A 26,871-nucleotide genomic window follows, 5' to 3' on the forward strand; every position below is an offset into this window, starting at 1 on the left:
CGGTAGCGGTGGTGATTGCGGCTTTGGCCCTGGCTTGCTTGATCGGCGCTGCCTGCGACTGGGTGGCTGTGGCATACGGTCACCAGCCGCTATTGGATTCGCTGAAGTCCGCTTTCGAGGAGGTGGACCGGATTACCAGACACTGGGCCATCCACCTGGCCCCGAACTTCCCGTTGAGATTGCCGTCGGAGTTGTTTCTCCCTATCGGACTGGCTGTGATCTGGCTCGCGCTCCGTGCGATCGAACTCGTTTTCACCAGCTCGAGCAAACGTCCGCGCGATCAATTCTTCATCACGCGCGTTCCGCTGCACATCGCTGTGATCTTGCGCTATGGCGTACTCGCCTTTCTCATTGGCGCGGTTCTGCTGGCTCTCATTCCCGACATGGGGACGTTGCCGCTTGCGACCGGGCTCTCGACGTGGCTTGGGCATTTAATTCTTTTCTTCCTCCTTGTCTTTCTGGTAGTCGTGCTGGTCTGCCTGCAATACTTGGCAACATCTCTGAAGATCGAGGTTGAAGTGAAGAAGCTTCAAGGTCGGCAGGAAAACTGGCGACGTCTGCGGCTCGACCTTGTCCGGTTTGCGATGGTGATGGTCATCGCCTGCGGCGCCCTCATCATCAGCCGTTACCTGCATCCGTTCATGGCCAAGGAAAGTGCCAACGAGCTTATCTACCAGTTGCTGTTGATCGCAGCCCACGGCTTGATCGGCGTCGTGATTTTGTACGCGCTTGGCGTCTTGCTTCTGCTGGTCGCGCACGGACGCGAACTGGTGGACAAGCGGCAGTTTGACGACCCCGTAGCGCTGGTAGCGAGATCCGCCGAAAACGCGAAGAAATACGCGCGGGAAGAAGGCGGCAACAATCGTTTCCAGAACCACCTTGCAAGCCTGACGCTCGTCAAACCAGGTTTTGTCCATGGCATTGCGTTGCGCGGCACGCTGTTCCTGATCAATCTCTTGTCCCGCTTCTGGTTCAATATCGGCACGCTTGGCGACATCCCGACCATCCTCTCGGCCCGCTGGATTCTCATTGATAGTGGTCGACGGCTGCTGTTTCTCGACAATTATGGAGGCGCCTGGAACAGCTATCTGAACGAGTTCATCGACATGGCGGCGGTGAAGGGGCTGAACGCCATCTGGACGAACACCTTCGTCGAAGGTCAGGCAGGCGCGCGATGCAGCTTCCCCGAAACTCGATTCTATTTCTGGATAGGCGCTCAGGCGGAGCAGCCGTTCAAGGCTTACGTGCGGGAGAGCCAGATCGAGACCATCGTGTGGTATGGCGCCTATCACACGCTGAGCGTGGTGAACATCAACACCAGCACGGCTATTCGACAATCCCTGTCCAAGCCGCTCGCTTCGAGCGAGGTCGACGCTATCGTTCAAAACCTCTGAGGGGACCATCATGGGCAAGAAAGATGAGGTGGAATGGGATGACGTGCAAGGTATCGTCCTCAGCGGTTACCGAGAGCTCAAGCGTTCGGCCTATCTGTTGTGGCGTTTTCAATCCGATGATCTTCGGCGCAACAGAAAGTGGCTTTACGACCTTACGAAGCGGCTGACGCCATCCCAGCCCAGGCCCAGCAGCAACACGCAACCCGCCAGAAATCTGGCGCTGACGCCCTCTGGCTTGCGGCGTCTCGGGGTCGACCAATCCACGCTTAATTCTTTCTCGTTCGAATTCCTCGAAGGAATGGCCCCCGCGCGAGCCCGGGGGGCGCCGATACCTCGCCGGACGAATGTTCTTGGCGACCTCGAAGCAAGCTCACCAGAGTACTGGAATTGGGGCGGCTGGAATGAGGACACCCGCGATATCGACGGCCTCCTCATGCTGTTCGCGGAGGAGACGGAAATTGATCAGCTGATCGAGGCCGAAATGAGGGTAATGGCCGACATTGTCGACGACGAACCAATCGTATTAAGGGGTCAACTCCTTGACGAAGACAAGGAGCACTTCGGCTTCAAGGACGGTCTTTCTCAGCCGAAGATCGAGGGCCGCCCGAAAAAGAGCAAAGACGCCCATTCCAAGAACGGGAAATCCGAGATCAAGCCGGGCGCCGAGATAAAGGCGGGCGAGTTCCTGCTTGGTTACGAGAACGAGCGCAAGGCGCGCGTTACCGACGGGCATGATCGGGATATCAGGCGGAACGGCACATACCTTGTGTTTCGCCAGCTCGAACAGGATGTCCCGGCCTTCAACACCTTTGTTTGCGATGTGGCTGGAAAAATAGGTGAGACCGACGACTGGGTCGCCGCACGCCTGCTCGGCCGGTGGAAGAACGGCGATCCGCTGGTCGCCGAGAAGCCCAATGGAAGCGGGGAGGATGCTAAGAACAATTTCCTTTACTGGTACGAGGACCGTGCCGGCTTGAGGTGCCCGATCGGAGCCCACATCCGGCGCGCAAATCCGCGCGACTCCCTCGGACCCGATCCGGAAACAGCGATGCATCTTTCAAAGATGCATCGCATCATCCGGCGCGGCCGGCCATATGGCGAACGATGGGAACCGAATGGTGCAAATGGCAATAGTGACAAGGCGGAGAGAGGAATGTTTTTCATTGCCCTGAACGCCGATATCGCAGGGCAATTCGAGCTGATTCAGCATTCATGGATCAATAACCGGCATTTCAACGGTCTCTATACCGGAACGGATCCAATCAGTCATTTCCCTGATGGAGACGGAATCACGATTCAGAACCGGCCGACCAACCTTCGCGTCGATCGTCCAAAGCCGTTCGTCACAGTCCGCGGCGGAGCCTATTTCTTTCTTCCTGGAATACAGGCGCTGCACGATATCGCCGCCTTCGCCTGATCTCCAACAAGCGTGACGATTTTCAAAGGGCGCGCGACGCTCGATCGAGGACGGAATGACATTGGTCTATCAATGGCCGCATGTCGCACATGGTTGCGATTTCCAGAGACCGCTCAAGGTAAGACTGAGCTTCGGACCGGTCACCTTTCGCCAGGTATATATCTCCCAACAATTTCAGCGCATAGGCCTGTTGGGGAGGCTCGCTGCGCTCGACCGCGAGCGCCAAGGCGCGCTGACCTGAAATTCGTGCCTGCGGGTGATCGCCCACCGCCAGGAAGGCACGCCCCTGCGTCACGAAGAGCCAACCCCAGCCAAAGGCGTTTTCGCCAAGTGGCATGTCCAGCCGCTCCGGCTTGGCCAGAATTTCGGTGGCGGCCTTGATATCGCCCAACGCCAGATACGCTTCTCCCATCCGCGCCGCGAGTATCGGATACATTTGGACGATGCCGCGTTCGAGGCAGGTTTGCCAGCACTCCCGCAGGATCGACAACGCTTCCACATGCCGGCCCTGGGCAATCCGGAGTCGGGCAAGGACATGCGAAATATTCTGACGCGAATAGAAATGATCCTCGGCCCTTCTGATGGCTTCATCGGCCATGACTTCTGCTCGTTCCAGTTCCCCGATTTCGATCAGAGAATCGGCCAAAAAAGTACGAACCATGACGGTTGGATAGGCGGCCCAACCTGCGCGCCTGGCATCCAGCTCCGGACTTTCGAACGCGAAACACTTTTCGTGCATCTCGATTGAGTCTCTGTAGGCTCCGGTTTCGCGGAGCACCATCCCGATGTGGTGCAGGGATGCAAAGTTGAGCGCGGGGTCGCCGATCCGCTGCGCGATGTTGCTCGCAGCCTTGGCCGCCTCCATTGCATGGTCGTGCTCTCCAATTCTCCATAGAGCAACCGCCAGCTGACAATTGACGGCGGCATTGCGTATCGGATCGTTGGAGGGGTCGTCCAGCTCCCGCGCCTCGCGCAGCACATCGGCAATCAGACGATGCTTACCAAGGGGCTCCAGCGCAATTACCACGATGAGGCGGAAATCGATTTCAGCCCTGATTTTCGCCGCCGAGACCGGCCAGTGCGACAGGGTCTCCAATCCCCGGTGATAGATGCCAATCGCGTCCTGGTTGGCGCCGCGCCTCACAGCACGTCGACAGCTCCGCAGCTGATACGGCGCTGCCTTTTCCCAAAGCCCCGCCAAGAATGCATGATCGGCTAGCCGGTCAATGTGCTCATCGAGCCGGTCGCCAAAGAGAGATTCGATCGTAGCAACCGCCTTGGCATGAAGCGAGCGGCGAGTCCCCAGCAGCATTGTTCCGTAGGCAACTTCGCGGATCAGCTCATGCTTGAAGGAATACTCCGATCCGACGCGCTTCACCCTGCGGAGGAAGTCCGCTTCCTCAAGCTGCTTGAGGTGTCCGGATATCTTGCTTGCCGGCACCTCAAGCATTCCGGAGAGCAGCGCGATCGAAACGTCCGCTCCGACCACAGCAGCCGTTTGCAACAAGGTCTTCGGCAATCCATCCAATCGATCAATGCGGGCAGCCAGGACCGTATGGATGGTCTGCGGGATCTCGATCCGCCCGGCGGGCTTGCTGAGGCGATAATCTCCTGGCTCTCCCTCGAAGCTGCCTGTCTCTGCGAGGGACTGAACCAGCTCTTCCAGAAACAAGGGATTTCCCTGGGCTTTAGCGACGATGCGGCTTCTTATCGACTGCAGAGTGACATCCCGACCAATAAGGCGATCGAGCATTTCTTGTGAAGCCACCTCGGCGAGCGCCGACAATTCGAGGCGAAGGAGATCAGGGTCCGCCAGATTGCCTTCCGGGCGTTGCGTCATGACCAGGAAAATTCGCAAGCCACGCAACAGACTCAGGATATTGTGAAGAATGATCCTCGTTTCGCTGTCGATCCAATGGACGTCCTCGACGATAATCAGCAGGGGCGTCCGCCGCTCCTGAAAGAGGATCAGAGCCGTTATCGCTTCGACGATTTCTCGACGTTTTTCCGTCGGTTCCAGGTTTTTCCATGCCTGGTCCTCGACACTGATGTCCAGTACAGAAGAAATTGCCGGAAGGTACGTGGACAGAGTGGGGTCAAGCGAAACGATCTGCTCCTTTATTCGCCTTGCGACGGTGTCGGGCGTATCATCGATGTCTATTCCGAACATATGACGGATTAGATCGCTGATCGGATAATAGCTGGACTGGATGTGCTGAGAAACGCATGCGGTTTCCAGCACCATCCACTCGCTGGGGAGCTCGCCGACGAAGTCGTGAATCAGCCGCGATTTCCCGAACCCCGCAGCGCCAACGACGTTCACCGCCTGTCCATTCCCGCCCGCGGCTCTTCGCAGCAGTCCCCTGAGCGTGTCGAGCTCTCCCTGCCGGCCCACAAGCACATTGAGGCCTTGCGAAGACCGCGCTTGCCAGCGCGTGGTCGAGCGCATCCCGCCCAACTCGAAAGCCTCGACCGGCTCCGCCACGCCTTTCAACTCAACAGTGCCTCGCGGCTCCGCGACGATGAAGCCCTTGGCGAGCCTTTGAGTCGCAGCGGTTAGCATGATCCCGTTCGGCGCCGCGAGCTCTTCCATGCGGGCAGCCAGATGCACGGTTTTTCCAACCGCATCATAATTCATTATCAGGTTGCTGCCGATCGAATGGACGACGACATGGCCGGAATTAATTCCAACACGCAGGGAGATATCGCTGGTCTTCCTGCGATTCAGTTCGTGGATGCTGGCCTGCATGGCGATCGCCGCGCGACAGGCCTGCACGGCATGGTCTTCGGTCGCAATGGGCGCTCCGAAAAGTGCCATGACGCCGTCCCCACGGGCCTGGTTCATAAATCCATCGTGCTGATGAATCACATCCATCAGCACCTGAAGCACCGGCCCGAGCATTTCGAGCGCCTCTTCCGGATCGAGCCGGTCGATCAGCGCGGTCGACCCTCGGATATCGGCGAACAAGACCGTGACGTGCTTGCGTTCGCCGAACATGGCGCCGCCGGAATGCAATATCCGCTCGGCCAGTTGGGGCGGCACCTTCGATTGCAGAAAAGTGAGGGCATTGTGATCCGTGGCGGTCCCAATGGCCCTGGACCGTCCACAGCCGCCACAAAAATTCGCGGTGGGCCGGATTTCGAAGCCACAATGGCTACACCGACGCGCCAATTCGCCAGGTAAATTGCGCCGTTTCGTGACCACGGCAGTTACCCTTCCTCGCGATACGAGCAACTGTAACCGGTTCCATACCGATAGCAAGACGCGCCAGGGAGACGCAAGACCGGCAGATTGCGTCGACCCTCCAGGTCACGGTCGCGTTAAACTCAAGACGCCTATGCACTGTAACACAACTTATGAAAAGTCGACCATTGTCCGTTAATGGCTGGGGCAGTTAGTGCGCTAACGATCGGTCGCCGGCAATCAGGAAGAAAGTCCGCTCTGGGGCATTCGCGTCACTTTCAATGCCCGCAACGTGTCCGTTATCCGGCCCGTCTCGGGCGTCGCGAACACCGAGATGGATGTGAGCCATTCGAATTTGGCTACGCGCCTGGAGGCCGCGCCCTACTCCGACCGCTGCACCGCCGGCTTCTCGGCCGGCTTGTTGGCGGCACTGAGGTTATGCGCGGTGTTGATCAGTGCGATATGGGTCAGCGCCTGCGGGAAATTGCCGGTCTGGCGGCCTTCGCCTGAATCATATTCTTCGGCCAGCAGCCCGAGGTCGTTCGCAATCGCCGCGACCCGGTCGAACAGCGCCTGCGCCTTGTCGAAATCGCCGGCCAGCACATGCGCATCCGCGAGCCAGAGGCTGCAGGCGAGGAAAGCGCCTTCGATCGGCTGCTTTTCCTCCGAAACCTCGCGGGGATCGTGGCGCAGCACGAACCCGTCCCGCATCAGGTGCTCTTCGACCGCCGCGATGGTGCCGCGAATCCTCGGGTCCGATGCGGGCAGGAAACCCACCGCCGGCAACAGCAGGATGCTGGCGTCGAGTATCTGCGAGCCGTAGGATTCCACGAAGGTGTTCTGCGTGGCGTCAAAGCCCTTCTCGCAGACGTCACGGCAGATCGTATCGCGCAAGCTCCGCCAGCGCTCAAGCGGCGCCTTGAAGCCGAATTTTTCGGCGCTCTTGATGCCGCGATCGAACGCCACCCAGGCCATTACCTTCGAGAAGACGTAATGTTGGCCGGCGCCGCGCCGCTCCCAGATGCCATGGTCCGGCTGGTCCCAGACCTTCTCCAGATGCTCGAGTACCGCGCATTCCAGGTCCCAGGTGCCGTCGTCGAGCTCCAGTTTGGCGATTCGCCACTGATGAAAGGCGTCGATCAATTCGCCGTAGACATCGAGTTGCAATTGCGCATGCGCGGCATTGCCGATCCGGACCGGCTTGGCGCCCTCGTAACCCGGCAGCCAGGACGCCTCCCATTCCAGCAGACGGCGCTGGCCCATGATGCCGTACATGATCTGCATGTTGGCGGGCGCGCCGGCCGCGGCGCGCAGCAGCCAGTTGTGCCAGGCAGAGGCTTCGGCGGTGTAGCCCGAATTGATCAGCGCCAGCAGCGTGAAGGTGGCGTCGCGCAGCCAGCAGAAGCGGTAGTCCCAATTGCGCTGGCCCCCGAGCTTTTCCGGCAGCGAAGTGGTTGGCGCCGCCACGATGCCGCCGGTCGGCGCATAAGTCAGCGCCTTCAGCGTAATCAGCGATCGCATCACCAGGTCGCGGTGGTTGCCTTCATAGGTGCAGTGGCTGCACCATTCGGTCCAGAAGTCCTCGGTGTCCCGCAGGGCCCGTGCCGGATCGATCGGTGGCGGCACCGGCAAATGCGACGGCCCGTAGGCCATCACGAAGGGGATCGTCTCACCTTCGCTGACCTCGAAGTCCGCTACCGTCATCATGTCCTGGCCGCGGGTCGCGACCGGCGTACGCAGCACCATCATGTCCTGGCCGGCGATCGCCAGCAGCGCGCCATCTTCAGTGCGCTTGACCCAGGGAATATCGGCGCCGAAGCCGAAGCGAATTACCAGTTCCATTGCGAGCTTCACCCGGCCGCTGACGCCGCGCACCAGCCTGACGACGTCGGAGGCGCTGCCGCGCGGCGGCATGAAATCGACCAGGGCGACTGTGCCGTCGGCCGTCTCGAAGCGCGTCTCCAGGATCAGCGTGTTGTCCCAATAGCGGCGGGAGGATCTCGTCACTTCTCCGGCTGGGGCAATGAACCAGCGGCCATGGCGGGGCGTGCCGAGCAGCGCTGCGAAGCAGGCATCGGAATCGAAGGCGGGCCAGCACAGCCAGTCGATCGAGCCGTCGCGGCCGACCAATGCCGCCGTCTCGCAATCGCCGATCAGCCCGTAATCTTCGATCTTGCAGGACAAACTGGTACCACCGAAATTGCCGTGTCTTAGACTGCCGCCCGCGACCGCACCGCCGTCGCGCGCTTGAGCGCGGCAACGTCGATCGCGGCGGGCATGGCATCAATCGTCAGCGGCAGCCGCTGTCGCCAGTTCGGATGTTCGTTGACGGTGCCGGGAATGTTGGGCTGTTCGATCACGCCCAGGAGATCCTCCAGCGAGATCGCGAGCAGGCGGGATCTGGTCCGTGCCAGGAAACCCGCCACGGCATAGAGATCGTGATCGTCGATGGCGTGGTGGCGCAGCACGTCGCTCAGCATGGTCAGCGCATGCCAACGCGCGTCGTCGCTCTCGCCGGGATCGATCCCGATCGAGCGCTTCAGCTTGAGGTCGCTGAACGAACGCCAGCCGGCATAGGTCGACAGATCGTGGGTGTTGAAGGTGACCAGCGCATTGGCGGAATAATGGTCGACGCCGCGAAACGAACCCGTGTCGTCGCGCTCGAACATCATCACCTGGTACGACCAGATGCCCCACTCCGCCATCTGCGCGCGAAATCCCTCCGGCACGGTGCCGAGATCCTCGCCGATCACCACGCAGCGATGCCGCGTGCTTTCCTGCGCGGTGGCGGCCAGCAGCGCCTCGAACGGCATCTGCACATAGACGCCATTGTCGGCGGCGAAACCATGCGGCACCAGATAAAGCCGCTTCAGGCCGAGCACGTGATCGAGCCGGATCGCGCCGGCGTGGCGCATCGAGGCGCGCAGCATCTCGCGATAGGGCTCGAACGACTGCCGTTCGAGGCCCGCGGCGTTGAAGCCGGCGAGGCCCCAGTTCTGGCCCGCGGTGTTGAGCGCATCCGGCGGCGCGCCGACCGAGAGATGGCGCGAGATTGCCGTTTGCTCGTTCCAGGCGTCGAATCCGTCGCATTGCACGCCGACGGCGACATCGAGATAAAGCCCGACCTTCATGCCGAGCCGGTCCGCGAGTTCCTTGCAGGCCCGCAACTGGCCGTCGGCGGTCCATTGCACGAATTCGACGAATTCGATTTCCGCGGCATCCTCCCCCTGGCGCAGGGAAGCGCATTTGGCTTCGTCCGGCTGCCGCCATTCGTCTGGCCATTCCCACCACGGCTTGCCCAATTTGTGCCGCAGCACCTCGAAACAGGCGAACCGCGACAGCAGCGGCGCGCGCTCGGCACAAAATTTCTCGAAGTCTCGCTGGCGCTCGCCTTTGGAACCAGCCTTGAAAACGTCGAACGCAAAGCGCAGCGCGCGCCATTTCAGCTCGGCCACGGCCGCATAATCGACGGTGGGGTCCGCGCGCAGCACCGGAAGCATGCTCTGGTCTTCGATAGCTCGTTCAAATCCCGGCAGCTTTTCGACGTCGACATAAAGCGGGTTCAAGAACAGCCGGCTGTTCGGAGAATAGGGGCTGCAATCGCCCGGGCGGTCGTCGAACAAGGCATGCAGCGGATTGAGGCCGACACCGTCGGCGCCCAGGCTGGCGGCGAGTTCGATCAATCCTTCGAGGTCGGTGAAATCCCCGATCCCCCAGTTGCGCGCCGATCGGATGCCATAGAGCTGCACGGCCAGCAGCCAGCAGCGGTCGAAATCGCCGGCGAAAGCCCGCGGCGCCACGATGAAGGGGGATTGCTCGGTGTGGCCGGAGGCGTCGGCCAGATGCAGCCGCCAGCAGCCGATTGGCAGATCCGCCGGCCAGTCGATGGTGCGGTCATGGGCCTCGCCGTCGGCGATAACCTCAACCCCCGCAACGATTTTCCAGCGCAGCGGAAACGCGGTGGCCTGGCTGAGATCGGTCCGTGAGGGTTGACCCGACCGCACCACCACCGCCTGATCCAGCAACCGGGTGGAGATCCGAACCGGCAGGGCATCGAGAATGATTTGCAGCGCGGCTGCATCCGTCACATGGCGGTGGCCCTGACCGTCGATATAATCGGTCTGGATGCCCAGCTCTCTGGCTCTGGCGTAAAGGTCCATTCGGCACAGGGTTTGCACGCGACAACTCGAGATGTCGCGAAATTCTCTAAATTTCGGAATAGGATAGCCGTGGTTAACTCGCTGCCATCCCCGCCGTTCCCCGGGAACCAATGTCCGGGGGACGGCTTTGTATATATGTCCGGAACATCCCGCGTCCCGCAACCGCAACGGGGCGTCTTTCCCATGGCAATGGCATCACCGTGAACAAGACAACTCAAACTGTCGAGAGCGCCAGTGGCGCTTTCCATATCGAGGACGTTTTCCCGCAGATCGACGGTGGCCGCTTCCCTGTGAAGCGCATCGTCGGCGAGCGAGTCGAGGTCTGGGCGGATATCTATCGCGACGGCCATGAAGTGGTCGCCGCCGAGCTGGTCTGGCGGCGCGAGCAGGACCGCGAATGGCGCCGCGCGCCGATGACCCACCACACCAACGACCGCTGGGGCGGCTCGTTCGTGCCCGACGCCCCCGGCCGCTATGTCTATGCCATCGAGACCTGGACCGACGAATTCGCCACCTGGCGGCACGGCTTCGAACTGAAGCACAAGGCCGGCGCCGATCTCACCCTCGATGCCATCGAAGGCGCGGGCCTGCTGACCAAGGCACGGGCCAGCGGACAGGCCGCGGCCGCCGTGATCCTGCGGCAGTGCGAGGATTTTCTGCAGACCGGCGACGCCGCGCCGCTGTTGACCGAAGAACTGAAGACCGCGATGGCCGAGAGCCAGTTGCGGCCCGACCTGACGCGCTCGCGGCTGTTTCCGTTCGTGGCGGACCGGCCCCGCGCCCGCCACGGCGCGTGGTACGAAATGATGCCGCGCAGCCAGGGCGTCAATCCCGGCCAGCACGGCACCTTCCAGGATTGCATCGCGCGGCTGCCCGATATCGCGGCGATGGGATTTGACGTGGTCTATCTGACGCCGATCCACCCGATCGGCCGGGTCAACCGCAAGGGCCGCAACAACGCGGTGACGGCGGCGGAAGGCGATCCCGGCAGCCCCTACGCCATCGGCTCCGCCGACGGCGGCCACGACGCGGTGCACCCGGAACTGGGCACGCTGGAGGATTTTCGCGGCTTCGTTGCGGCATGCAAAACGCTCAACATGGAAGTCGCGCTCGACATCGCGGTGCAGTGTTCGCCCGACCATCCGTGGCTCAAGGACCATCCGCAATGGTTCAGGAAGCGGCCGGACGGATCGATGCGCTATGCGGAGAACCCGCCCAAGAAATACGAAGACATCGTCAATCCCGATTTTGGTTCCGAGGACGCCGGCGCATTGTGGAACGCGTTGCGCGACGTCATCCTGTTCTGGATCGATCAGGGCGTCAGCATCTTCCGGGTCGACAATCCCCACACCAAGCCGTTCCGGTTCTGGGAATGGCTGATCCATGAGGTCCAGCTGCTACATCCCGGCACGATCTTTCTCGCCGAAGCCTTCACGCGGCCGAAGCTGATGAAGGGGCTCGCCAAGCTCGGCTTCACCCAGTCCTATACCTACTTCACCTGGCGGACCGAGAAATGGGAACTGGAGCAGTATCTGAACGAACTGACCGGCTATCCCGAGCGCGATTACTATCGCCCCAATTTCTTCGTCAATACGCCCGATATCCTGCCCTACCATCTGCAGAGCGGCGAGACCTGGATGTTCAAGTCGCGCGCGGCGCTTGCCGCCACGCTGTCGAGCACCTACGGCGTCTACAGCGGGTTCGAACTGCTGGAGCACGAGCCGATTCCCGGCAAGGAAGAGTATCTCGATTCCGAAAAGTACGAAATCAAGGTGCGGGACTGGGACAAGCCCGGCAACATCAAGCCGTACCTCCGCGATCTCAACCGCGCGCGCCGCGACAACGCGGCGCTGCAGCAGACCAGCAATCTCTATTTTCTCCCAGTCGAGGACAACAACATCATCGCCTTCGTCAAGGAATCGGTCAATCAGACCAACAGTGTCATCGCCGCCATCGCGCTGTCGCGCGACGTCCATGAATTCTGGCTGCCGCTGGGCGATATCCAGGTCGGCATGCCCGGCGATCGCCGCAACGTCGCCGCGGTGGAAAACCTGATGACCGGCGAGCGATACCCGGTCGAATGGGGTGGCATCCGGCTGCGGATCGACCCGATGCGCGATCCCGCCATACTCTTCCGTTGCCTGGCGTGAGGCGCGCCATGAACGTGATGTCGTCGATCGATGCCAGGGAACTGCCCGTCAAGGATGTGAGCGACGAGCTGTGGTACAAGGACGCCATCATCTATCAGCTGCACGTCAAGGCCTTTGCCGACAGCAACAATGACGGCATCGGCGATTTTGCCGGACTGACGGAGAAGCTCGGCTATCTGCAGGAGCTCGGCGTCACCGCACTCTGGCTGCTGCCGTTCTACCCCTCGCCCGGCCGCGACGACGGCTACGACATCGCCGATTACGGCGCCATCAATCCCGATTTCGGGACCATGAAGGATTTCAAGCGCTTCATCGCCGAGGCCAAGGCCCGCGGCCTGCGCGTGATCACCGAGCTCGTCATCAATCACACTTCGGATCAGCACGACTGGTTCAAGCGCGCCCGCCGCAGCGATCCGAAATCGAGCGCGCGCAACTGGTACGTCTGGAGCGACACCGACCAGAAATATCAGGGCACACGCATCATCTTCACCGACACCGAGAAATCGAACTGGACCTGGGATCCGGAAGCCGGCCAGTTCTACTGGCACCGCTTCTTCTCCCATCAGCCGGACCTGAATTTCGACAATCCGCGCGTCGTCAGCGCGCTGGTGCAGGTGATGAAGCGCTGGCTCGATACCGGCGTCGACGGCTTCCGTCTCGACGCCATTCCCTATCTGTGCGAGCGCGACGGTACCAATAACGAGAATCTGCCCGAGACCCACACCATCATCAGGAAACTGCGCGCCGAGCTCGACGCCTATGCCAAGGGCAAGGTGCTCTTGGCGGAAGCCAACCAGTGGCCAGAGGATGTGCAGGAATATTTCGGTCGCGGCGACGAATGCCAGATGGCCTATCATTTTCCGCTGATGCCGCGGATCTACATGGCGATCGCCCAGGAAGACCGCTTTCCGATCACCGACATCCTGCGTCAGACCCCGGATATCCCGGCCAATTGCCAATGGGCGCTGTTTCTTCGCAACCACGACGAACTGACGCTGGAAATGGTCACCGACGTCGAGCGCGATTATCTGTGGTCGACCTATGCCAACGATCCGCGCGCGCGCATCAATGTCGGCATCCGGCGGCGGCTGGCGCCGCTGATGGACAATGACCGGCGCAAGATCGAACTGATGAACTCGCTGCTGCTTTCGTTTCCGGGCACGCCGATCATCTATTACGGCGACGAAATCGGCATGGGCGACAACATTTATCTCGGCGACCGCAACGGCGTTCGCACGCCGATGCAATGGTCGCCGGACCGCAATGGCGGCTTCTCCCGCGCCGATCCCGCACGGCTCTACGCACCCACCATCATGGATCCGGTCTACGGCTATGAGTCGGTGAATGTCGAGGCGCAGTCGCGCAGCCTGTCCTCGTTGCTCAGCGCCACCAAGCGGCTGATCTCGGTGCGCAAGTCCACGCTGGCGTTCGGCCGCGGCACCATGACCTTCATCCGTCCGGTCAACCGCTCGGTGCTGTGTTACGTGCGCCAGTACCAGGACGAAGTCATTCTCTGCGTCGCCAATCTGTCGCGCTCCGCGCAGGCGACCGAACTCGATCTGTCGGCCTGGAAGGGCCGCATCCCGCTGGAGATGCTGGGCCGCACCCGCTTCCCGCCGATCGGCGAACTGCCCTACATGATCACGCTGGCGCCGTACGGATTCTACTGGTTCCAGCTCAGGGAGCGCGACAAGTCGGAGCCGGTCGAGCCGACCGTGGTGCCTGAATTCGAAACCCTGGTAGTGCCGCTCGGCGCCACATGGATGTCGCTGGCCCGCACCCGCGGCGTGTTCGAACGCGACGTGCTGCCGAACTATCTGGCGCGAACCCGCTGGTATCCGGAACGTTCGGCGCCGGAGATCCGCCCGACCGTAACCTCGGCGGTGCCGTTCTGCGACATCGGCGACAACCGGCCATGGCTGGCCTTTTTCGAGGCCACCACCGAACATGGCGAAAGCTCGCGCTACGTGCTGCCGATGCAGATCGAGTGGGTTCGTTTCGACCGTGAGCGCTACAACCCCCGCGCCTTTGCGGCGGTGCGCCAGGGCGCGCGCGAAGGCACGCTGCTGGACGTCGCCACCGACCAGATCTTTATCGCGCTGCTGCTGCGCAATCTGCGCGACTCCCTTGTTGTCGATGAACAGGAAGGCGTACGCCTCGAATTCCGGCCGACCGCCAGGCTTCTCGAACAGCCGTACAAGCCGCCGGTGCATATCCGCGCCGTCGAGACCGAGCAATCCAACTCTACCGCGCTGGTAGACAACGATTACGTCGCCAAGATCTATCGCAAGCTCGAGCCCGGTATCAATCCGGAGATCGAACTCGGCCGCTTCCTGACCGAAGTCGCGGCCTTCGCCAATACTCCGGCGCTGCTCGGCAGCGTCGAACTGGTTGAAGGCGACCAGACCAGCGCGGTCGCCGTCGTCCACGCCTTCGTGCAGAATCAGGGCGACGCCTGGACCGTGACTTCCGCCTATCTCGACCGCTTTGTCGAGGAACAGCGCCTGCTGGCGGCGAGCGAGCATCCCGGCGAGAGCGAGGAACAGGTCCCCTATCTTCGCTACATGTCGCAGACCGGACGGCGCGTGGCCGAGATGCATCTGGCACTGGCCGGCAGCGGCGAACTGGCCGACTTTACGCCGGAGCCGATCGGGCCCGAACACGTGCGGCTGTGGGCGCAGGAAAGCATCGACCGCGCCGAGCGCGTCTGCGAAGCCTTGCAGCAACGCCGATCCTCGGTACGCGAATCCGATCGCGTGCTGGTCGATCAATTGCTGGCGCAGCGCGCGAACCTGAAGCAACGGATCGGCGCAATGCTGCCGCCGGATATCGGCGGCCTCAACATCCGTCACCACGGAGATTTCCACCTCGGACAGATGCTGATCGCCAAGGACGACGTCTTCATCATCGATTTCGAGGGCGAGCCCCGCCGCAGCCTGGCCGATCGCCGCCGCAAGGCCCCGGCGGCGCGCGATGTCGCCGGCCTGATCCGCTCGATCGACTATTCGGCAACCGCCGCACTGGAGCGCGCGCTCAATGTGGCGCCCGACGAACAGGGCAAGCTCGGCGCGGCGCTGTCGGAATGGCGCGATCGCGCTTCGGCGGCGTTCCTGGCAGCCTATCGCGAAACCATGACCAACCCGCGGCTGTGGTCCGCCGCACCGCAGGCGAGCGAGCAGATTCTGAACTTCTTCCTGCTCGAGAAGGCCATCTATGAGATCGAATACGAAATCGCCCACCGGCCCGACTGGCTGCGCGTCCCGCTGACCGGCGCGCTTCGTATCCTGTCCCAACAACCCAACGAGGCCTCATGACCAAACTGTCCGCCGAGGCCTATGCGATCGTCGAAGGCCGGCACTCCGACCCCTTCCACTATCTCGGCCTGCACGCCGAGGGTGACGGCAAGGTCGTGCGCGCCTTCCTCCCCGAGGCCTCCAATGTCGAGGCGGTCGGCGAACACGGCGAAATCGCCAAGCTCGCGCGGATTCATGACGCCGGGCTTTTCGTCGGCGCGATGCCGAATGGCTCCACGCGCTATCAGCTGCGCGCCCGGTTCGGCGACACCGTGGTCGAACTCGACGATCCCTATCGCTTTCCGCCCGTGCTGAGCGAGTTCGATCTCTATCTGCTCGGCGAAGGCACCCATCAGCGCATCTACGACAAGCTTGGCGCCCACCCGATGATGATGGACGGCGTTCCCGGCGTCGCCTTCGTGGTGCTCGCCCCCAACGCCAGGCGGGTCAGCGTGGTCGGCGATTTCAACTTCTGGAATCCGCGGCGCCATCCGATGCGGGTGCGCGGCGCCGGATATTGGGAGCTGTTCGTGCCCCATGCCACCGCGGGCGATCATTACAAGTTCGACATCATCGGACCGCGGGGCGAGCAGCTGCCGCTGAAATCCGACCCGATGGCATTTGCCGCGGAAATCCGTCCGAGCAGCGCTTCGATCGTATTCGACGATTCAAAGCTGCCGCGTCCGCGCCCGGCGCCGGCCAATATCAATGCGCTTGACGCGCCGATGTCGATCTACGAGGTCCATCTCGGCTCGTGGCGGCGCAAGAACGACAATGAATGGCTGAGCTACCGCGAACTCGCCGAGCAGCTGCCGCACTACGTGCGCGATCTCGGCTTCACCCATGTCGAGTTCCTGCCCGTCAGCGAGCATCCGTTCGACGGCTCATGGGGCTATCAGCCCACCGGCATGTACGCGCCGACCAGCCGGTTCGGAACGCCGGCGGATTTTTCCGCGCTGATCGATGCCTTCCATCGCGAAGGCATTGGCGTGTTGCTGGACTGGGTGCCCGGGCATTTCCCCGACGATCCGCACGGCCTTGCCAATTTCGACGGCACCGCGCTCTACGAACATGCCAACCCGCTGCAGGGCCGGCATATGGACTGGGGCACGCTGATCTACAATTACGGCCGCACCGAAGTGGTCAATTTCCTGGTGTCCAACGCCCTGTTCTGGCTGGAGCGCTACGCCATCGACGGCCTGCGCGTCGATGCGGTGGCCTCGATGCTGTATCTCGACTACAGCCGCCCCGCCGGCGGCTGGATCCCGAACAAGTATGGCGGCCGGGAAAATCTCGAGGCTGTCGACTTCCTGCGCCGCTTCAACACCGAACTGTACGCCCGCTTTCCGCAGGCCACCACGACGGCGGAGGAATCAACCGCATGGCCGCAGGTGTCGCGGCCGGTAGAATATGGCGGGCTCGGCTTCGGCTACAAATGGAATATGGGCTGGATGCACGACACGCTGAGTTACATCGCCAAGGATCCGATCCACCGCAAGCATCATCACGGCGACATCCTGTTCGGCCTGCACTATGCCTTCTCGGAAAACTTCATCCTGCCGCTGTCGCATGACGAGGTCGTCCACGGCAAACGCTCGCTGCTGGGGCGGATGCCCGGCGACGACTGGCAGCGCTTTGCCAATCTGCGCGCCTATTATTCCTTCATGTTCGCCCATCCCGGCAAGAAGCTGATGTTCATGGGCTGCGAGTTCGGTCAGGAACGGGAGTGGAACCACGACCGCGCGCTCGACTGGCACCTGCTCGAACAGAAGAAGCACGGCGGCATCCACAGCCTGATCCGCGACCTGAACAAGCTCTATGCGAGCTTGCCGGCGCTGCACCAGCTGGATTGCGATCCCGCGGGATTCGAATGGGTGGTGACCGACGACGCCGCCGGCAATGTGTTCGGCTTCATCCGCAAGGGCAACGAAGCCCGCGCGCGCTGCCTCGTCGTCGTCAATTTTTCGCCCAACGTCTACCACAACTACCGCGTCCGCGTGCCGTTCGCCGGCAGATGGCGCGAGGTGTTCAATTCGGACTCCGCGCATTATGGCGGCGGCAATGTCGGGAACGTCGGCGAGGTCGAGACGTCGGAAGGCCTCGTCCCCGAACTCAATCTCACCATTCCCCCACTGGCCGCGATATTTCTCGTACCGGAAAGCTGACGCATGCGATTGACCGCCGGAACGTCCTCACGCCTCGGTGCAAGCTGGGACGGCCGGGGCACCAATTTTGCGCTGTTCTCGGCCAATGCGCAGAAGGTCGAGCTGTGCCTGTTCGACAGCCAGGGACGCCGCGAACTCGAACGCATCGAATTGCCGGAACGTACCGAGGATGTCTGGCATGGCTATCTGAACGACGTGTCGCCGGGCCAGCTCTATGGTTATCGCGTCCACGGGCCGTATGAACCCGAGCATGGCCATCGCTTCAACGCCAACAAGCTGCTGATCGATCCCTATGCGAGGCGAACGGCGGGCCGGCTGGTATGGAGCGATGCGCATTTCGCCTATCGCACCGGCAGCGCCCGCGAGGACCTGTCGTTCGACCGCCGCGACAATGCGCGCGGCATGCCGAAGGCCGTCGTGGTCGACGAGACCTTCAACTGGGGCCGCCGCGAAGTGCGGCCCAATATCCCCTGGGAAGACACCATCATCTACGAGGCGCACGTCAAGGGCCTGACCCAGAAGCGGGAGGACGTGCCGCCTGGCCTGCGCGGCACCTATGGCGGGCTGTCGTCGCCGGCGATGATCGAACATCTCAAGCGACTCGGCGTCACCACCATCGAACTGCTTCCGATCCACGGTTTTGTCGATGATCGAACGCTGGTCGAAAAGAAGCTGGTGAACTACTGGGGCTACAACACGCTGTCGTTCTTCGCGCCCGAAGCGCGCTATTCGCAGGACAACCCGCTCGACGCCTTCCGCACCACGGTGGCGCGGCTGCACGACGCCGGCATCGAGGTGATACTCGACGTCGTCTACAATCACACCGCCGAGGGCAACCATCTGGGCCCGACGCTGTCGTTCCGCGGCATCGACAATGCGTCCTACTACTGGCTGATGCCGGACAATCCGCGGTTCTACGACGACTTCACCGGCTGCGGCAGCTCGGTCAACCTCACCCATCCGCGCGTGCTGCAGATGGTGATGGATTCGCTGCGCTACTGGGTCGAGGTCTGCCATGTCGACGGCTTCCGCTTCGATCTCGCGACCACGCTGGCGCGCGGGCCGAACGGGTACGACCGCAACGCTTCCTTTCTGACCGCGATCCGCCAGGACCCGGTACTGGCCTCGGTGAAGCTGGTGGCCGAGCCATGGGATCTCGGCATGGGCGGCTACCAGGTCGGCGCGTTTCCCTCGCAATGGTCAGAGTGGAACGACCGCTATCGCAGCGCGATGCGGCGCTACTGGGGCGGCGAAGGCAGCCTGATCGGCGAAGTATCGCGCCGCATGACCGGCTCGTCCGACCTGTTCAACCACGACGGCCGCACCCAGCGCGCCGGGATCAACCACATCACCGTGCATGACGGCTTCACGCTGGCGGATCTGTTCAGCTACAACGCGAAGCGCAATGAAGCCAATGGCGAGGACAATCGCGACGGCACCAGCGACAACCTCAGCAGCAATTGCGGCCATGAGGGCCCGACCGACGATGCCACAATCGTGGCGCTGCGCCGCCAGCTTCGGAAAAACCAGTTGGCGTGCCTGCTGCTGGCCCAAGGCCTGCCGCTGATCCTGGCGGGCGACGAGGTCGGCAACACCCAGAACGGCAACAACAACGCCTATTGCCAGGATAACGAGATCGGCTGGGTCGGCTGGGAAGGCCTCGGCCGCGAGGGCGACGATCTCACCGACTTCATCGGCTACATGACGGAATTGCGCAAACGGTTTCCGCAGATCCGCTCGCTCCGCTGGCTCGATGGCCGGCGAGCTGACGGTACGTATGGCGTATTGTGGCTGACGCCCGCCGCCGACGAGATGAAGGAGGCGGACTGGAATTTTCCGGAAGGCCGGTTTCTCGCCTATGTGCTCGGACCTGCCGGAGAGGGACAGCAGCCGATCTTCATCGTGCTGAACGCCGCCCCCGAGGAGATCACGTTCAAACTGCCGGACATGCCGGAATACAAGAGCTGGCAGCAACTATTGAACACCGCGGACGTTAAGCAGGAGGTCGCGGACTTCGCGTCGAGAAGCGAGATGAAGGCATCTCCCCGCTCGGTCCTCGCCTTTGCGGGTTCGGCATGAATGAGCGGCAATTCGGCGCAAGGCTGACAACGGACGGCGCCTGCTTTCGGCTGTGGGCGCCGGCGGCGAAACGTGTCGACCTGCTGCTGGATAGACCTCACGCGATGCAGCGCGGCGAAGACGGCTGGTTTTCCGCCGATATCGCCGGCGTCAAGGCCGGCGCGCGCTACAACTTCCGCATCGACGACGAGATCGACGTGCCGGATCCGGCCTCGGCGTTTCAGCCCGACGATATCAAGGGCCCGAGCGAGTTGATCGATCACGGCGCTTACCGCTGGCGCGCGGCCGACTGGCGCGGCCGCCCGTGGCAGGACACCGTGCTGCTCGAGAGCCATGTCGGCACCTTCACGCCTGACGGCACTTACCGCGCCATGATCGAAAGGCTCGATCATCTGGTGGCGACCGGGATCACCGCGCTGGAACTGATGCCGCTGGCGGATTTCGCGGGATCGCGCAACTGGGGTTATGACGGCGTGCTGTGGTACGCGCCCGACGGCCATTATGGACGCCCCGACGACCTCAAGGCGCTGATCGACGGGGCGCATCTGCGCGGACTGATGGTGTTTCTCGACGTGGTCTATAACCATTTCGGTCCCGAGGGAAACTACCACGGCCGATATGCGCCCGGCTTCTTCACCGAGGCGCAGACGCCCTGGGGCAGCGCGATCGACTACCAGGTGCCGCAAGTGCGCGCCTTCGCGATCGACAACGCGGTGTACTGGCTGCACGAGTACCGCTTCGACGGGCTGCGGCTGGATGCGGTGCATGCGATTCCGCAACTCGGCGAAGTCTCGATGCTGCATGATCTCAGCCGCGCCGTCGGCGACCTCGCGGTCGAAACCGGCCGGCACATCCATCTGGTACTGGAGAATGACGACAACATTGCAGGCGTGCTGGATGCCGAGCAGGATCCGCACCGCGGCAGCTACCGCGCGCAGTGGAACGATGATTACCATCATGCCTGGCACGTGCTGCTGACCGGCGAACGTCACGGCTATTACAGCGACTACGCGCAATCGCCGTTGCAAGACATCGCGCGGGCGCTGGCGTCAGGCTTCGTCTATCAGGGCGAGCCCTCCGCGCATCGCGGCGGACAATTACGCGGCGAGCCCAGCGGCACGCTCACCCCGACCGCCTTCGTCAATTTCCTGCAAAACCACGACCAGATCGGTAACCGCGCGCTCGGTGACCGGCTCGAAAGCATTGCCAAGCCCATGGCGATCGAGGGCGCGCTGGCGATTTTGCTGCTGGCACCGATGGTGCCGATGCTGTTCATGGGCGAGGAATGGGGCTCGAAGGCGCCGTTCCCGTTCTTCTGCGATTTCGAAGGCGAACTCGCCGAGGCCGTGCGCCAGGGCCGGCGCAGGGAATTTGCCGGCGCCTATGCCGAACATGGCGCCGACGTCCCCGATCCCCTGGAATCATCGACCGCGCAATCCGCGGTACTCGATTGGGATTCACGCGACAGCGCGAGCGGGTGCCGGCGGCTGGCGCTGGTGCGGGAGCTGCTTACGATCCGCCGCGAAAAAATCATGCCGCGGCTTGCCGGCGCGGCGTTCGGCGCAGCGCATGCGACGGAAAATGGCATGCTGACGGCGAATTGGCGCATGGGCGATGGCGTCATGCTCCGGCTTGCCGCCAACCTGTCGAACGACGAAATTCCCGCACCGGAAATCAAACCGATGGGCATACCGATCTGGGGCGGCGAGATCGCCGGTCCGCTGCCGCCGTGGTCGGTGTTCTGGCGTCTGGATGCACGGTCATGACGGCCGCCATCCCGATCGCGACCTACCGCCTGCAGCTCTCCGCCGATTTCAATTTCGACGCCGCGGCCGCCGTGATCCCCTACCTGAAGGCACTCGGCATCAGCCATCTCTATGCCTCCCCCTTCATGAAGTCGCGCAAGGGCTCGACTCACGGCTACGACATCGTCGACCACACCCGGCTCAATCCCGAGCTCGGCGGCGAGGCCGGCTTCGGGCGACTGAGCGAGGCGCTGCGGCGGCACGACATCGGCCTGATCCTCGATTTCGTTCCCAACCATGTCGGCGTGCATTTCGCCGACAATCCATGGTGGCTCGACGTGCTGGAATGGGGCCCGGCCTCGCCGCACGCGGTCTCGTTCGATATCGACTGGGATCAGCTGCCCTACCGGGCCCGCGGCGGCGTGCTGTTGCCGGTGATCGGCTCGTCCTACGGCCAGGCACTGGAGAGCGGCGAGATCGAGCTGCGCTACGATCCGGACGAAGGCAGCTTCTCCGGCTGGTATTTCGAGCACCGGCTGCCGATCGCGCCCGAGCGCTACAGCGAGATCCTGCGCACCGTCGTGAAAGAAGCCGGCGCCGAAGATAGCGCCGCGGGAGAGCGCATTCTGGCGCTGGCGGCGCGCTACAAGGGATTGCGCCATCCCAACCGCAAGGAAGCTCCCGCCTTCAAGGCCGAGTTGAACGCCATCGAAGGCGCCGCCGACCTGATCGCGCGCGGGCTGGACGCCTACCGGGCGGGGCCGGACCGGCCTGCGCAGGTTCTGGCGCTGCATCATCTGCTGGAGCGCCAGCACTACAAGCTCGGCCACTGGCGGCTGGCCTCCAGCGACATCAACTACCGCCGCTTCTTCGACGTCAACACGCTGGCCGGACTTCGCGTCGAGGACGCCGGCACGTTCGAGGCGATCCACCTGCTGGTCAAAGCGCTGATCGCGGACGGCCGGCTGCAGGGCCTGCGCCTCGATCACATCGACGGGCTGCGCGATCCCGCGCAATATTTCCAGCGCCTGCGCCGGCTGATCCGCGATGCCCAGGGCAATGATGCCAAACCCTTCTACCTGGTGATCGAGAAAATTCTCGGCGAAGGCGAAAAGCTGCATCCGTTCTCCGGCGTGCATGGCACCACGGGGTATGAGTGGATGAATGTCATCACCCAGGTGCTGGTCGACGACAGCGGCCTCGATCCGCTCGACGAGATATGGCGGCAGGTCAGCAATACCTCGCCGAAGCTGGAGCCGCTGCTCAAGGATGCCAAGCGGCGGGTGCTCGAAACCCTGCTGGCCAGCGAATTCACGGTGCTGACGCGGCTGCTGGCGCGGATCGCCGGCGGACATTATTCCACCCGCGACTATTCCGCCGACAGCCTGCGGCAGGCGTTCGAACTCTATGTGCTGCATTTTCCGGTCTATCGCACCTATCTGACGTCGGCTGCGCCGTCGCCGCATGACCGCGCGCTGATTGCGGCGACCATCAAGAAGGCGCGCGCGGACTGGTTCGCCGCAGACGACGGCATCTTCGATTTTCTGCGCGACGCGCTGACCATGGACCTGCTCCGCCCGGGCGGGCCCGCGCACGGCGCGCCGCGCGTGCGTCGCTTCGCCTTGAAGGTGCAGCAGTTCACCGGCCCGCTGATGGCGAAGTCGCTGGAGGACACCGCGTTCTACCGCTACCACCGCCTGCTCGCGCTCAACGAGGTCGGCGGCGATCCCTCCGCCAGGGCGATTTCGGTCGACACCTTTCACGACATGATGCGGACCCGCGCCGACGAATGGCCGCACGGCATGACCGCGACCGCGACGCACGACACCAAGCGCGGCGAGGACGCGCGGGCGCGGATCATGGCGCTGACTGAAATACCCGGCGAATGGACCAGCGCGGTCGGACGCTGGAAGATCCTGAACGCGCCGCATCTGGTGATCGAGGGCGAGATGCGGGCGCCGTCGGCTGCGTTCGAATACATGCTCTATCAGGCGCTGCTCGGTGCATGGCCGGTGAATGAGCCCGACACGACATTTGCAGAGCGGATGCAGGCCTATGCGCTGAAGGCGGCGCGCGAGGGCAAGCAGGAAACCAGCTGGCTGAATCCCAACCAGGCATATGAAGCGGGATTGCGGACCTTCATCGAGCGGATTCTGGACCCAGCCGCCTCGTCTGAATTCCTGGATTCGATGGAGACGCTGGCCAGGCGCGTTGCCCTGTTGGGGGCGCTGAATTCGCTGAGCCAGATCACAATGAAGGCGACGATGCCGGGTGTGCCGGATTTCTATCAGGGCACCGAGTTCTGGGATCTGTCGCTGGTCGATCCCGATAACCGGCGGCCGGTGGATTTCGCCGCGCGCGCCGCGCTGCTTCCCTCGCTGGAAAATCCGGATTGGGCCGACCTCGCGCAGCATTGGCCTGATGGCCATATCAAGCTCGCCTGGACCCGCCGGCTGCTGAAGCAGCGAACCGAACTTGCCGAACTGTTCGCGCAAGGCGATTACCAGCCGCTCGAAGTCAGCGGTCCGCACCGCGACCATGTCATCGCCTTTGCGCGGCGACGGGGCGGCGACGCAGTGATCGTTGCGGTCGCGAAATCGTTCGCCGCCTTCTCGCAGGGCGGCCGGGCATGGCCACGCGGAGAAGCCTTTGACGGCGCCCTGGATCTGAAGGGTTATACGCTTGAGGGCATGGCCAGAGGCCCGACGGAGCTGCGTCTTTCCAAGCTGTTCGGTCAGTTGCCGGTCGCGGTGCTGAAGGCCAGGTTCGAGGGCTCCCTGAAACCGGCGCGAAAGCGCGGACGCGCCTGACACCTGTCTCAAAACGCGGAAGGCCGCCCGGGATCGACGGCCGGACGGCCTTGCGGATGTCGTGCCGATGTGAGTCGGTTCCCTTCTCCCGCAAGATCGAATCTTCCGCCTGTTCGGTTACCGACAAGTTTACGAGAATGGACCAGGCGAGATTCTTTGATGTTGCGATGCGATATCCATCGCAATGCATCATCCTTTCTTGCCCAACAGCAGATTGCCACGATTCCTGATCGCGACCTGCGCCGCTTCGGCAAATCGCTGCAGCAGCCAGGGCAAGGAAACCTCCAGCCTGACATGATCGTCCGCGACATCGAGATGGCCTGATGCCGCCTGCCCGAGCGCGCGGATGCGGAAGATCATGCGATCCTGCTCCCATCTCTCCTCATCGACTTTCAGCACAGGGACGCTCGACGCAGCCCGCGTCAATCCCGTCTTGAGACGGCGGGTTGCCTCTTCGCGGCCGAGGCGATGCGGAATCGAAACCACGAGCGGTGCGGACATTCTTCAAATCCTCCAGCTGAACCAAATGCATGTAATTCCGCATTGCTCCAAAGGAAGAGCGAAGCGATTTTGCGGTTTCAATTGTGGAACTTTATGAGTTCCAGTTCGTTTTTCCGGCTGAAGGCAGAGCAACAGGTGCCCACTGCCGGGCTGGAGGAGATACCCATGTCACTCGGTACGATCATTCTCATTATTCTCGTTATCGCCCTGCTCGGAGGCTTCAGCGGCATCGGCGGCGGCCCGTTCTACGGCACCGGCTACTACGGCGGCGGCGGCCTCGGCCTCGTCATCGTCATCCTGCTGATCCTGCTATTGATGGGGAAGCTGTAAGTCGGTCTCGTCGTTCCGGGCGCGCGTGAAAACCCGCGAACCCGGATCCAGAGATTGTGCTACGGAATTCCGGGTGCGCGCTATGCGCGCCCCGGAATGACCCGCTAAGTTTTCCCCGCCAGCTTCCTGATCGCGGATTTGATCGACGACGCCGCGTCATCATAGCCATCCCACGCCTTTGTCTTCGCCAGCAGCGCCGCGACGGTGCGCACGGTGTAGCGCTTCGGGTCGAGGTCACCGCGCAGCTGCGGCCAGGTCAGCGGCATCGAGACGGTGGCGCCGTCGCGCGCCCGCGGCGACAGCACGGCTACGGCGGTCGCCATCCGGTCGTTGCGGAGATAGTCGAGAAAAATTCTTCCCTGGCGCAGCTTCTTCGACATGTTGACCAGATAGCGCTCGGGCGCTTCATCGGCCATCCATTGGCAAACGCCCTGCGCAAACGCCTTGGCTTCTTTCCACGTCACCCTGTCCGCGGCACCGTAGGCTAGCGGCGTCACCACATGCAGGCCCTTGCCGCCGGTGGTCTTGCAAAAGCTTTCCATGCCGAGATCCTTCAACCGCTGCCGCATTTCCCTGGCGGCCTCGATGACATCCGAAAACTCGACTTCCGGCGCGGGGTCGAGATCGAACACCAGCCGTCCCGGCACGTCGGGGGCATCAGGCGCGCAATTCCACGGATGCAGTTCGAGGCCGCCGAGCTGCGCCACTGCGGCCAGACCCTCGACCCGGTCGATCTGCAGATAGGGTTTGCGGTCGCCGGAAACTTTCACCAGTTCCAGCAGGTTCGACGTTCCCGGCATCGCGTGGCGCTGAAAAAAGGTCTCGCCGCCGATGCCATCGGGCGCACGCACCACCGAGCACGGCCGCCCCTTGATATGGCCGATCATCCAGTCGCCCACCGCCTCGAAATAGCGGGCGAGATCGAGTTTTGTCACGCCCTCGCCGTCGCCGGCATCCGGCCACAGCTCCTTGTCGGGTTTTGAAATAACGACGCCCATCACCTCGGCGGATTTTGCCGAGCCCGAGGCCGGTCGTGCCTTTGCCTTGCCGGCTTTTGCGGTTGGCCTGGCGATTTTGGTCAGGGCCGGCTTTTCCGCCTCCACCTCAGCGGCGGGCTTGTCCTGGCGCAGCCCCTTGAACGCGGCCTGCCGTATATTGCCGTCGCCGGTCCAGCCGGCGAACTCGATTTCGGCGACGAGTTCGGGTTTCAGCCAATGCACGTCGCGGGTTTTTTTCGGCGCGTTCTTGCCGCCGAACGGGCTCTTGTCCGAGGCTGCCGCCTTGAGCGCCGGCATGATCCGCCGCACCGTATCCTGCCCGAAGCCGGTGCCGACCATGCCGACAAAGGCGAGATGATCGCCGCGATAGACGCCGGCCATCAGCGAGCGGAATTTGCCGTTGGTGGTTTTCCAGCCGCCCAGCACCACTTCATGTCCGGCCCGGCATTTGGCCTTGGTCCAGTTATCGGAGCGGCCAGAGCGATAGGGCGCGCTCAGCTTCTTCGAAACGATGCCCTCCAGCGACAGCTTGCAGGCCGATTGCAGGATGGCGTCGCCGCCGCTCTCGAAATGCTCGACATAGCGGATCAGATTGCTCTTGCCTTTGCAGGCCTCCAGCAGCTTCTTCAAACGCTCCTTCCGCTC

13 protein-coding genes and 1 pseudogene are annotated in these 26,871 nt (G+C 62.7%); 9 read left to right on the forward strand and 5 right to left on the reverse strand.

All coding sequences use genetic code 11. The annotated features are described in order from the left end of the window. Positions 1 to 1,394, forward strand: a pseudogene (locus Q8N40_RS23295) (hypothetical protein); the annotation flags it as partial. Positions 1,395 to 1,404: 10 nt separating this feature from the next. After that, on the forward strand, positions 1,405 to 2,811 hold the full coding sequence (locus tag Q8N40_RS23300) for a peroxidase (protein WP_305713469.1): 1,407 nt from the start codon (positions 1,405 to 1,407) through the stop codon (positions 2,809 to 2,811). A 22-nt stretch (positions 2,812 to 2,833) separates the two neighbouring features. On the opposite strand, the gene Q8N40_RS23305 is transcribed toward Q8N40_RS23300, so the two are convergent. The 3 genes from Q8N40_RS23305 to malQ all read right to left on the reverse strand — a co-directional run bounded on the left by Q8N40_RS23305 (position 2,834) and on the right by malQ (position 10,155). Further along, on the reverse strand, positions 2,834 to 5,854 hold the full coding sequence (locus Q8N40_RS23305) for an adenylate/guanylate cyclase domain-containing protein (protein ID WP_305713470.1): 3,021 nt from the start codon (positions 5,852 to 5,854) through the stop codon (positions 2,834 to 2,836). Between the two features lie 522 nt (positions 5,855 to 6,376). Beyond that, a complete protein-coding gene (locus Q8N40_RS23310) occupies positions 6,377 to 8,179 on the reverse strand; it encodes a glycoside hydrolase family 15 protein (RefSeq protein ID WP_305713471.1) in 1,803 nt (600 codons plus the stop codon). A 26-nt stretch (positions 8,180 to 8,205) separates the two neighbouring features. Beyond that, on the reverse strand, positions 8,206 to 10,155 hold the full coding sequence (gene malQ / locus Q8N40_RS23315) for a 4-alpha-glucanotransferase (RefSeq protein ID WP_305320092.1): 1,950 nt from the start codon (positions 10,153 to 10,155) through the stop codon (positions 8,206 to 8,208). A gap of 200 nt (positions 10,156 to 10,355) precedes the next feature. Between malQ and Q8N40_RS23320 the strand changes: the two genes are divergently transcribed. Genes Q8N40_RS23320 through treY form a run of 6 tightly spaced genes read left to right on the forward strand, consistent with a single transcriptional unit; the run spans position 10,356 to position 24,397 of the window. Further along, the gene (locus Q8N40_RS23320; protein ID WP_305320090.1) at positions 10,356 to 12,305 is read left to right on the forward strand and encodes an alpha-1,4-glucan--maltose-1-phosphate maltosyltransferase; all 1,950 of its coding nucleotides are present in this window, start codon (positions 10,356 to 10,358) and stop codon (positions 12,303 to 12,305) included. Between the two features lie 8 nt (positions 12,306 to 12,313). Beyond that, complete coding sequence (gene treS / locus Q8N40_RS23325; protein ID WP_305713472.1) at positions 12,314 to 15,619, forward strand: maltose alpha-D-glucosyltransferase; 3,306 nt, start codon at positions 12,314 to 12,316, stop codon at positions 15,617 to 15,619. Then, positions 15,616 to 17,763 carry a 1,4-alpha-glucan branching protein GlgB gene (gene glgB, locus Q8N40_RS23330; protein ID WP_305713473.1) on the forward strand — a complete coding sequence of 716 codons (2,148 nt, stop codon included), beginning with the start codon at positions 15,616 to 15,618 and terminating at the stop codon, positions 17,761 to 17,763. The genes treS and glgB overlap by 4 nt, the downstream gene beginning before the upstream one ends. A gap of 3 nt (positions 17,764 to 17,766) precedes the next feature. Then, on the forward strand, positions 17,767 to 19,842 hold the full coding sequence (glgX, locus tag Q8N40_RS23335; protein WP_305713474.1) for a glycogen debranching protein GlgX: 2,076 nt from the start codon (positions 17,767 to 17,769) through the stop codon (positions 19,840 to 19,842). Next, positions 19,839 to 21,608 carry a malto-oligosyltrehalose trehalohydrolase gene (treZ, locus tag Q8N40_RS23340; RefSeq protein WP_305713475.1) on the forward strand — a complete coding sequence of 590 codons (1,770 nt, stop codon included), beginning with the start codon at positions 19,839 to 19,841 and terminating at the stop codon, positions 21,606 to 21,608. The genes glgX and treZ overlap by 4 nt, the downstream gene beginning before the upstream one ends. Beyond that, positions 21,605 to 24,397: a malto-oligosyltrehalose synthase gene (treY, locus tag Q8N40_RS23345; RefSeq protein WP_305713476.1), complete on the forward strand. Its 2,793-nt coding sequence runs from the start codon at positions 21,605 to 21,607 to the stop codon at positions 24,395 to 24,397. Before treZ ends, treY begins: the two co-directional genes overlap by 4 nt. 189 nt (positions 24,398 to 24,586) lie before the next feature. Here the strand turns inward: treY and Q8N40_RS23350 are convergent, their stop codons facing one another. Further along, positions 24,587 to 24,898 (reverse strand): polyhydroxyalkanoic acid system family protein, encoded by a 312-nt coding sequence (locus Q8N40_RS23350; protein ID WP_305319395.1) that lies wholly within the window; start codon positions 24,896 to 24,898, stop codon positions 24,587 to 24,589. Between the two features lie 165 nt (positions 24,899 to 25,063). On the opposite strand from Q8N40_RS23350, the gene Q8N40_RS23355 reads away from it, so the two are divergent. Continuing rightward, the gene (locus tag Q8N40_RS23355) at positions 25,064 to 25,228 is read left to right on the forward strand and encodes a DUF3309 family protein (protein ID WP_305319394.1); all 165 of its coding nucleotides are present in this window, start codon (positions 25,064 to 25,066) and stop codon (positions 25,226 to 25,228) included. 104 nt (positions 25,229 to 25,332) lie between these two features. Here the strand turns inward: Q8N40_RS23355 and ligD are convergent. After that, the coding region (gene ligD, locus Q8N40_RS23360; RefSeq protein WP_305713477.1) for a DNA ligase D at positions 25,333 to 26,871 on the reverse strand (1,539 nt) is incomplete at its 5' end.

It is taken from the genome of Bradyrhizobium sp. (assembly GCF_030693485.1).
Classification (GTDB): domain Bacteria; phylum Pseudomonadota; class Alphaproteobacteria; order Rhizobiales; family Xanthobacteraceae; genus Bradyrhizobium.

What these genes read in the sequence shown, in the direction of transcription:
- Q8N40_RS23300 (WP_305713469.1), top strand. Translation starts at nt 1,405, where the DNA reads ATGGGCAAGAAAGATGAGGTGGAATGGGATGACGTGCAAGGTATCGTC.
- malQ (WP_305320092.1), bottom strand. Translation starts at nt 10,155, where the DNA reads ATGGACCTTTACGCCAGAGCCAGAGAGCTGGGCATCCAGACCGATTAT.
- treS (WP_305713472.1), top strand. Translation starts at nt 12,314, where the DNA reads ATGAACGTGATGTCGTCGATCGATGCCAGGGAACTGCCCGTCAAGGAT.
- glgB (WP_305713473.1), top strand. Translation starts at nt 15,616, where the DNA reads ATGACCAAACTGTCCGCCGAGGCCTATGCGATCGTCGAAGGCCGGCAC.
- glgX (WP_305713474.1), top strand. Translation starts at nt 17,767, where the DNA reads ATGCGATTGACCGCCGGAACGTCCTCACGCCTCGGTGCAAGCTGGGAC.
- treZ (WP_305713475.1), top strand. Translation starts at nt 19,839, where the DNA reads ATGAATGAGCGGCAATTCGGCGCAAGGCTGACAACGGACGGCGCCTGC.
- treY (WP_305713476.1), top strand. Translation starts at nt 21,605, where the DNA reads ATGACGGCCGCCATCCCGATCGCGACCTACCGCCTGCAGCTCTCCGCC.
- Q8N40_RS23350 (WP_305319395.1), bottom strand. Translation starts at nt 24,898, where the DNA reads ATGTCCGCACCGCTCGTGGTTTCGATTCCGCATCGCCTCGGCCGCGAA.
- Q8N40_RS23355 (WP_305319394.1), top strand. Translation starts at nt 25,064, where the DNA reads ATGTCACTCGGTACGATCATTCTCATTATTCTCGTTATCGCCCTGCTC.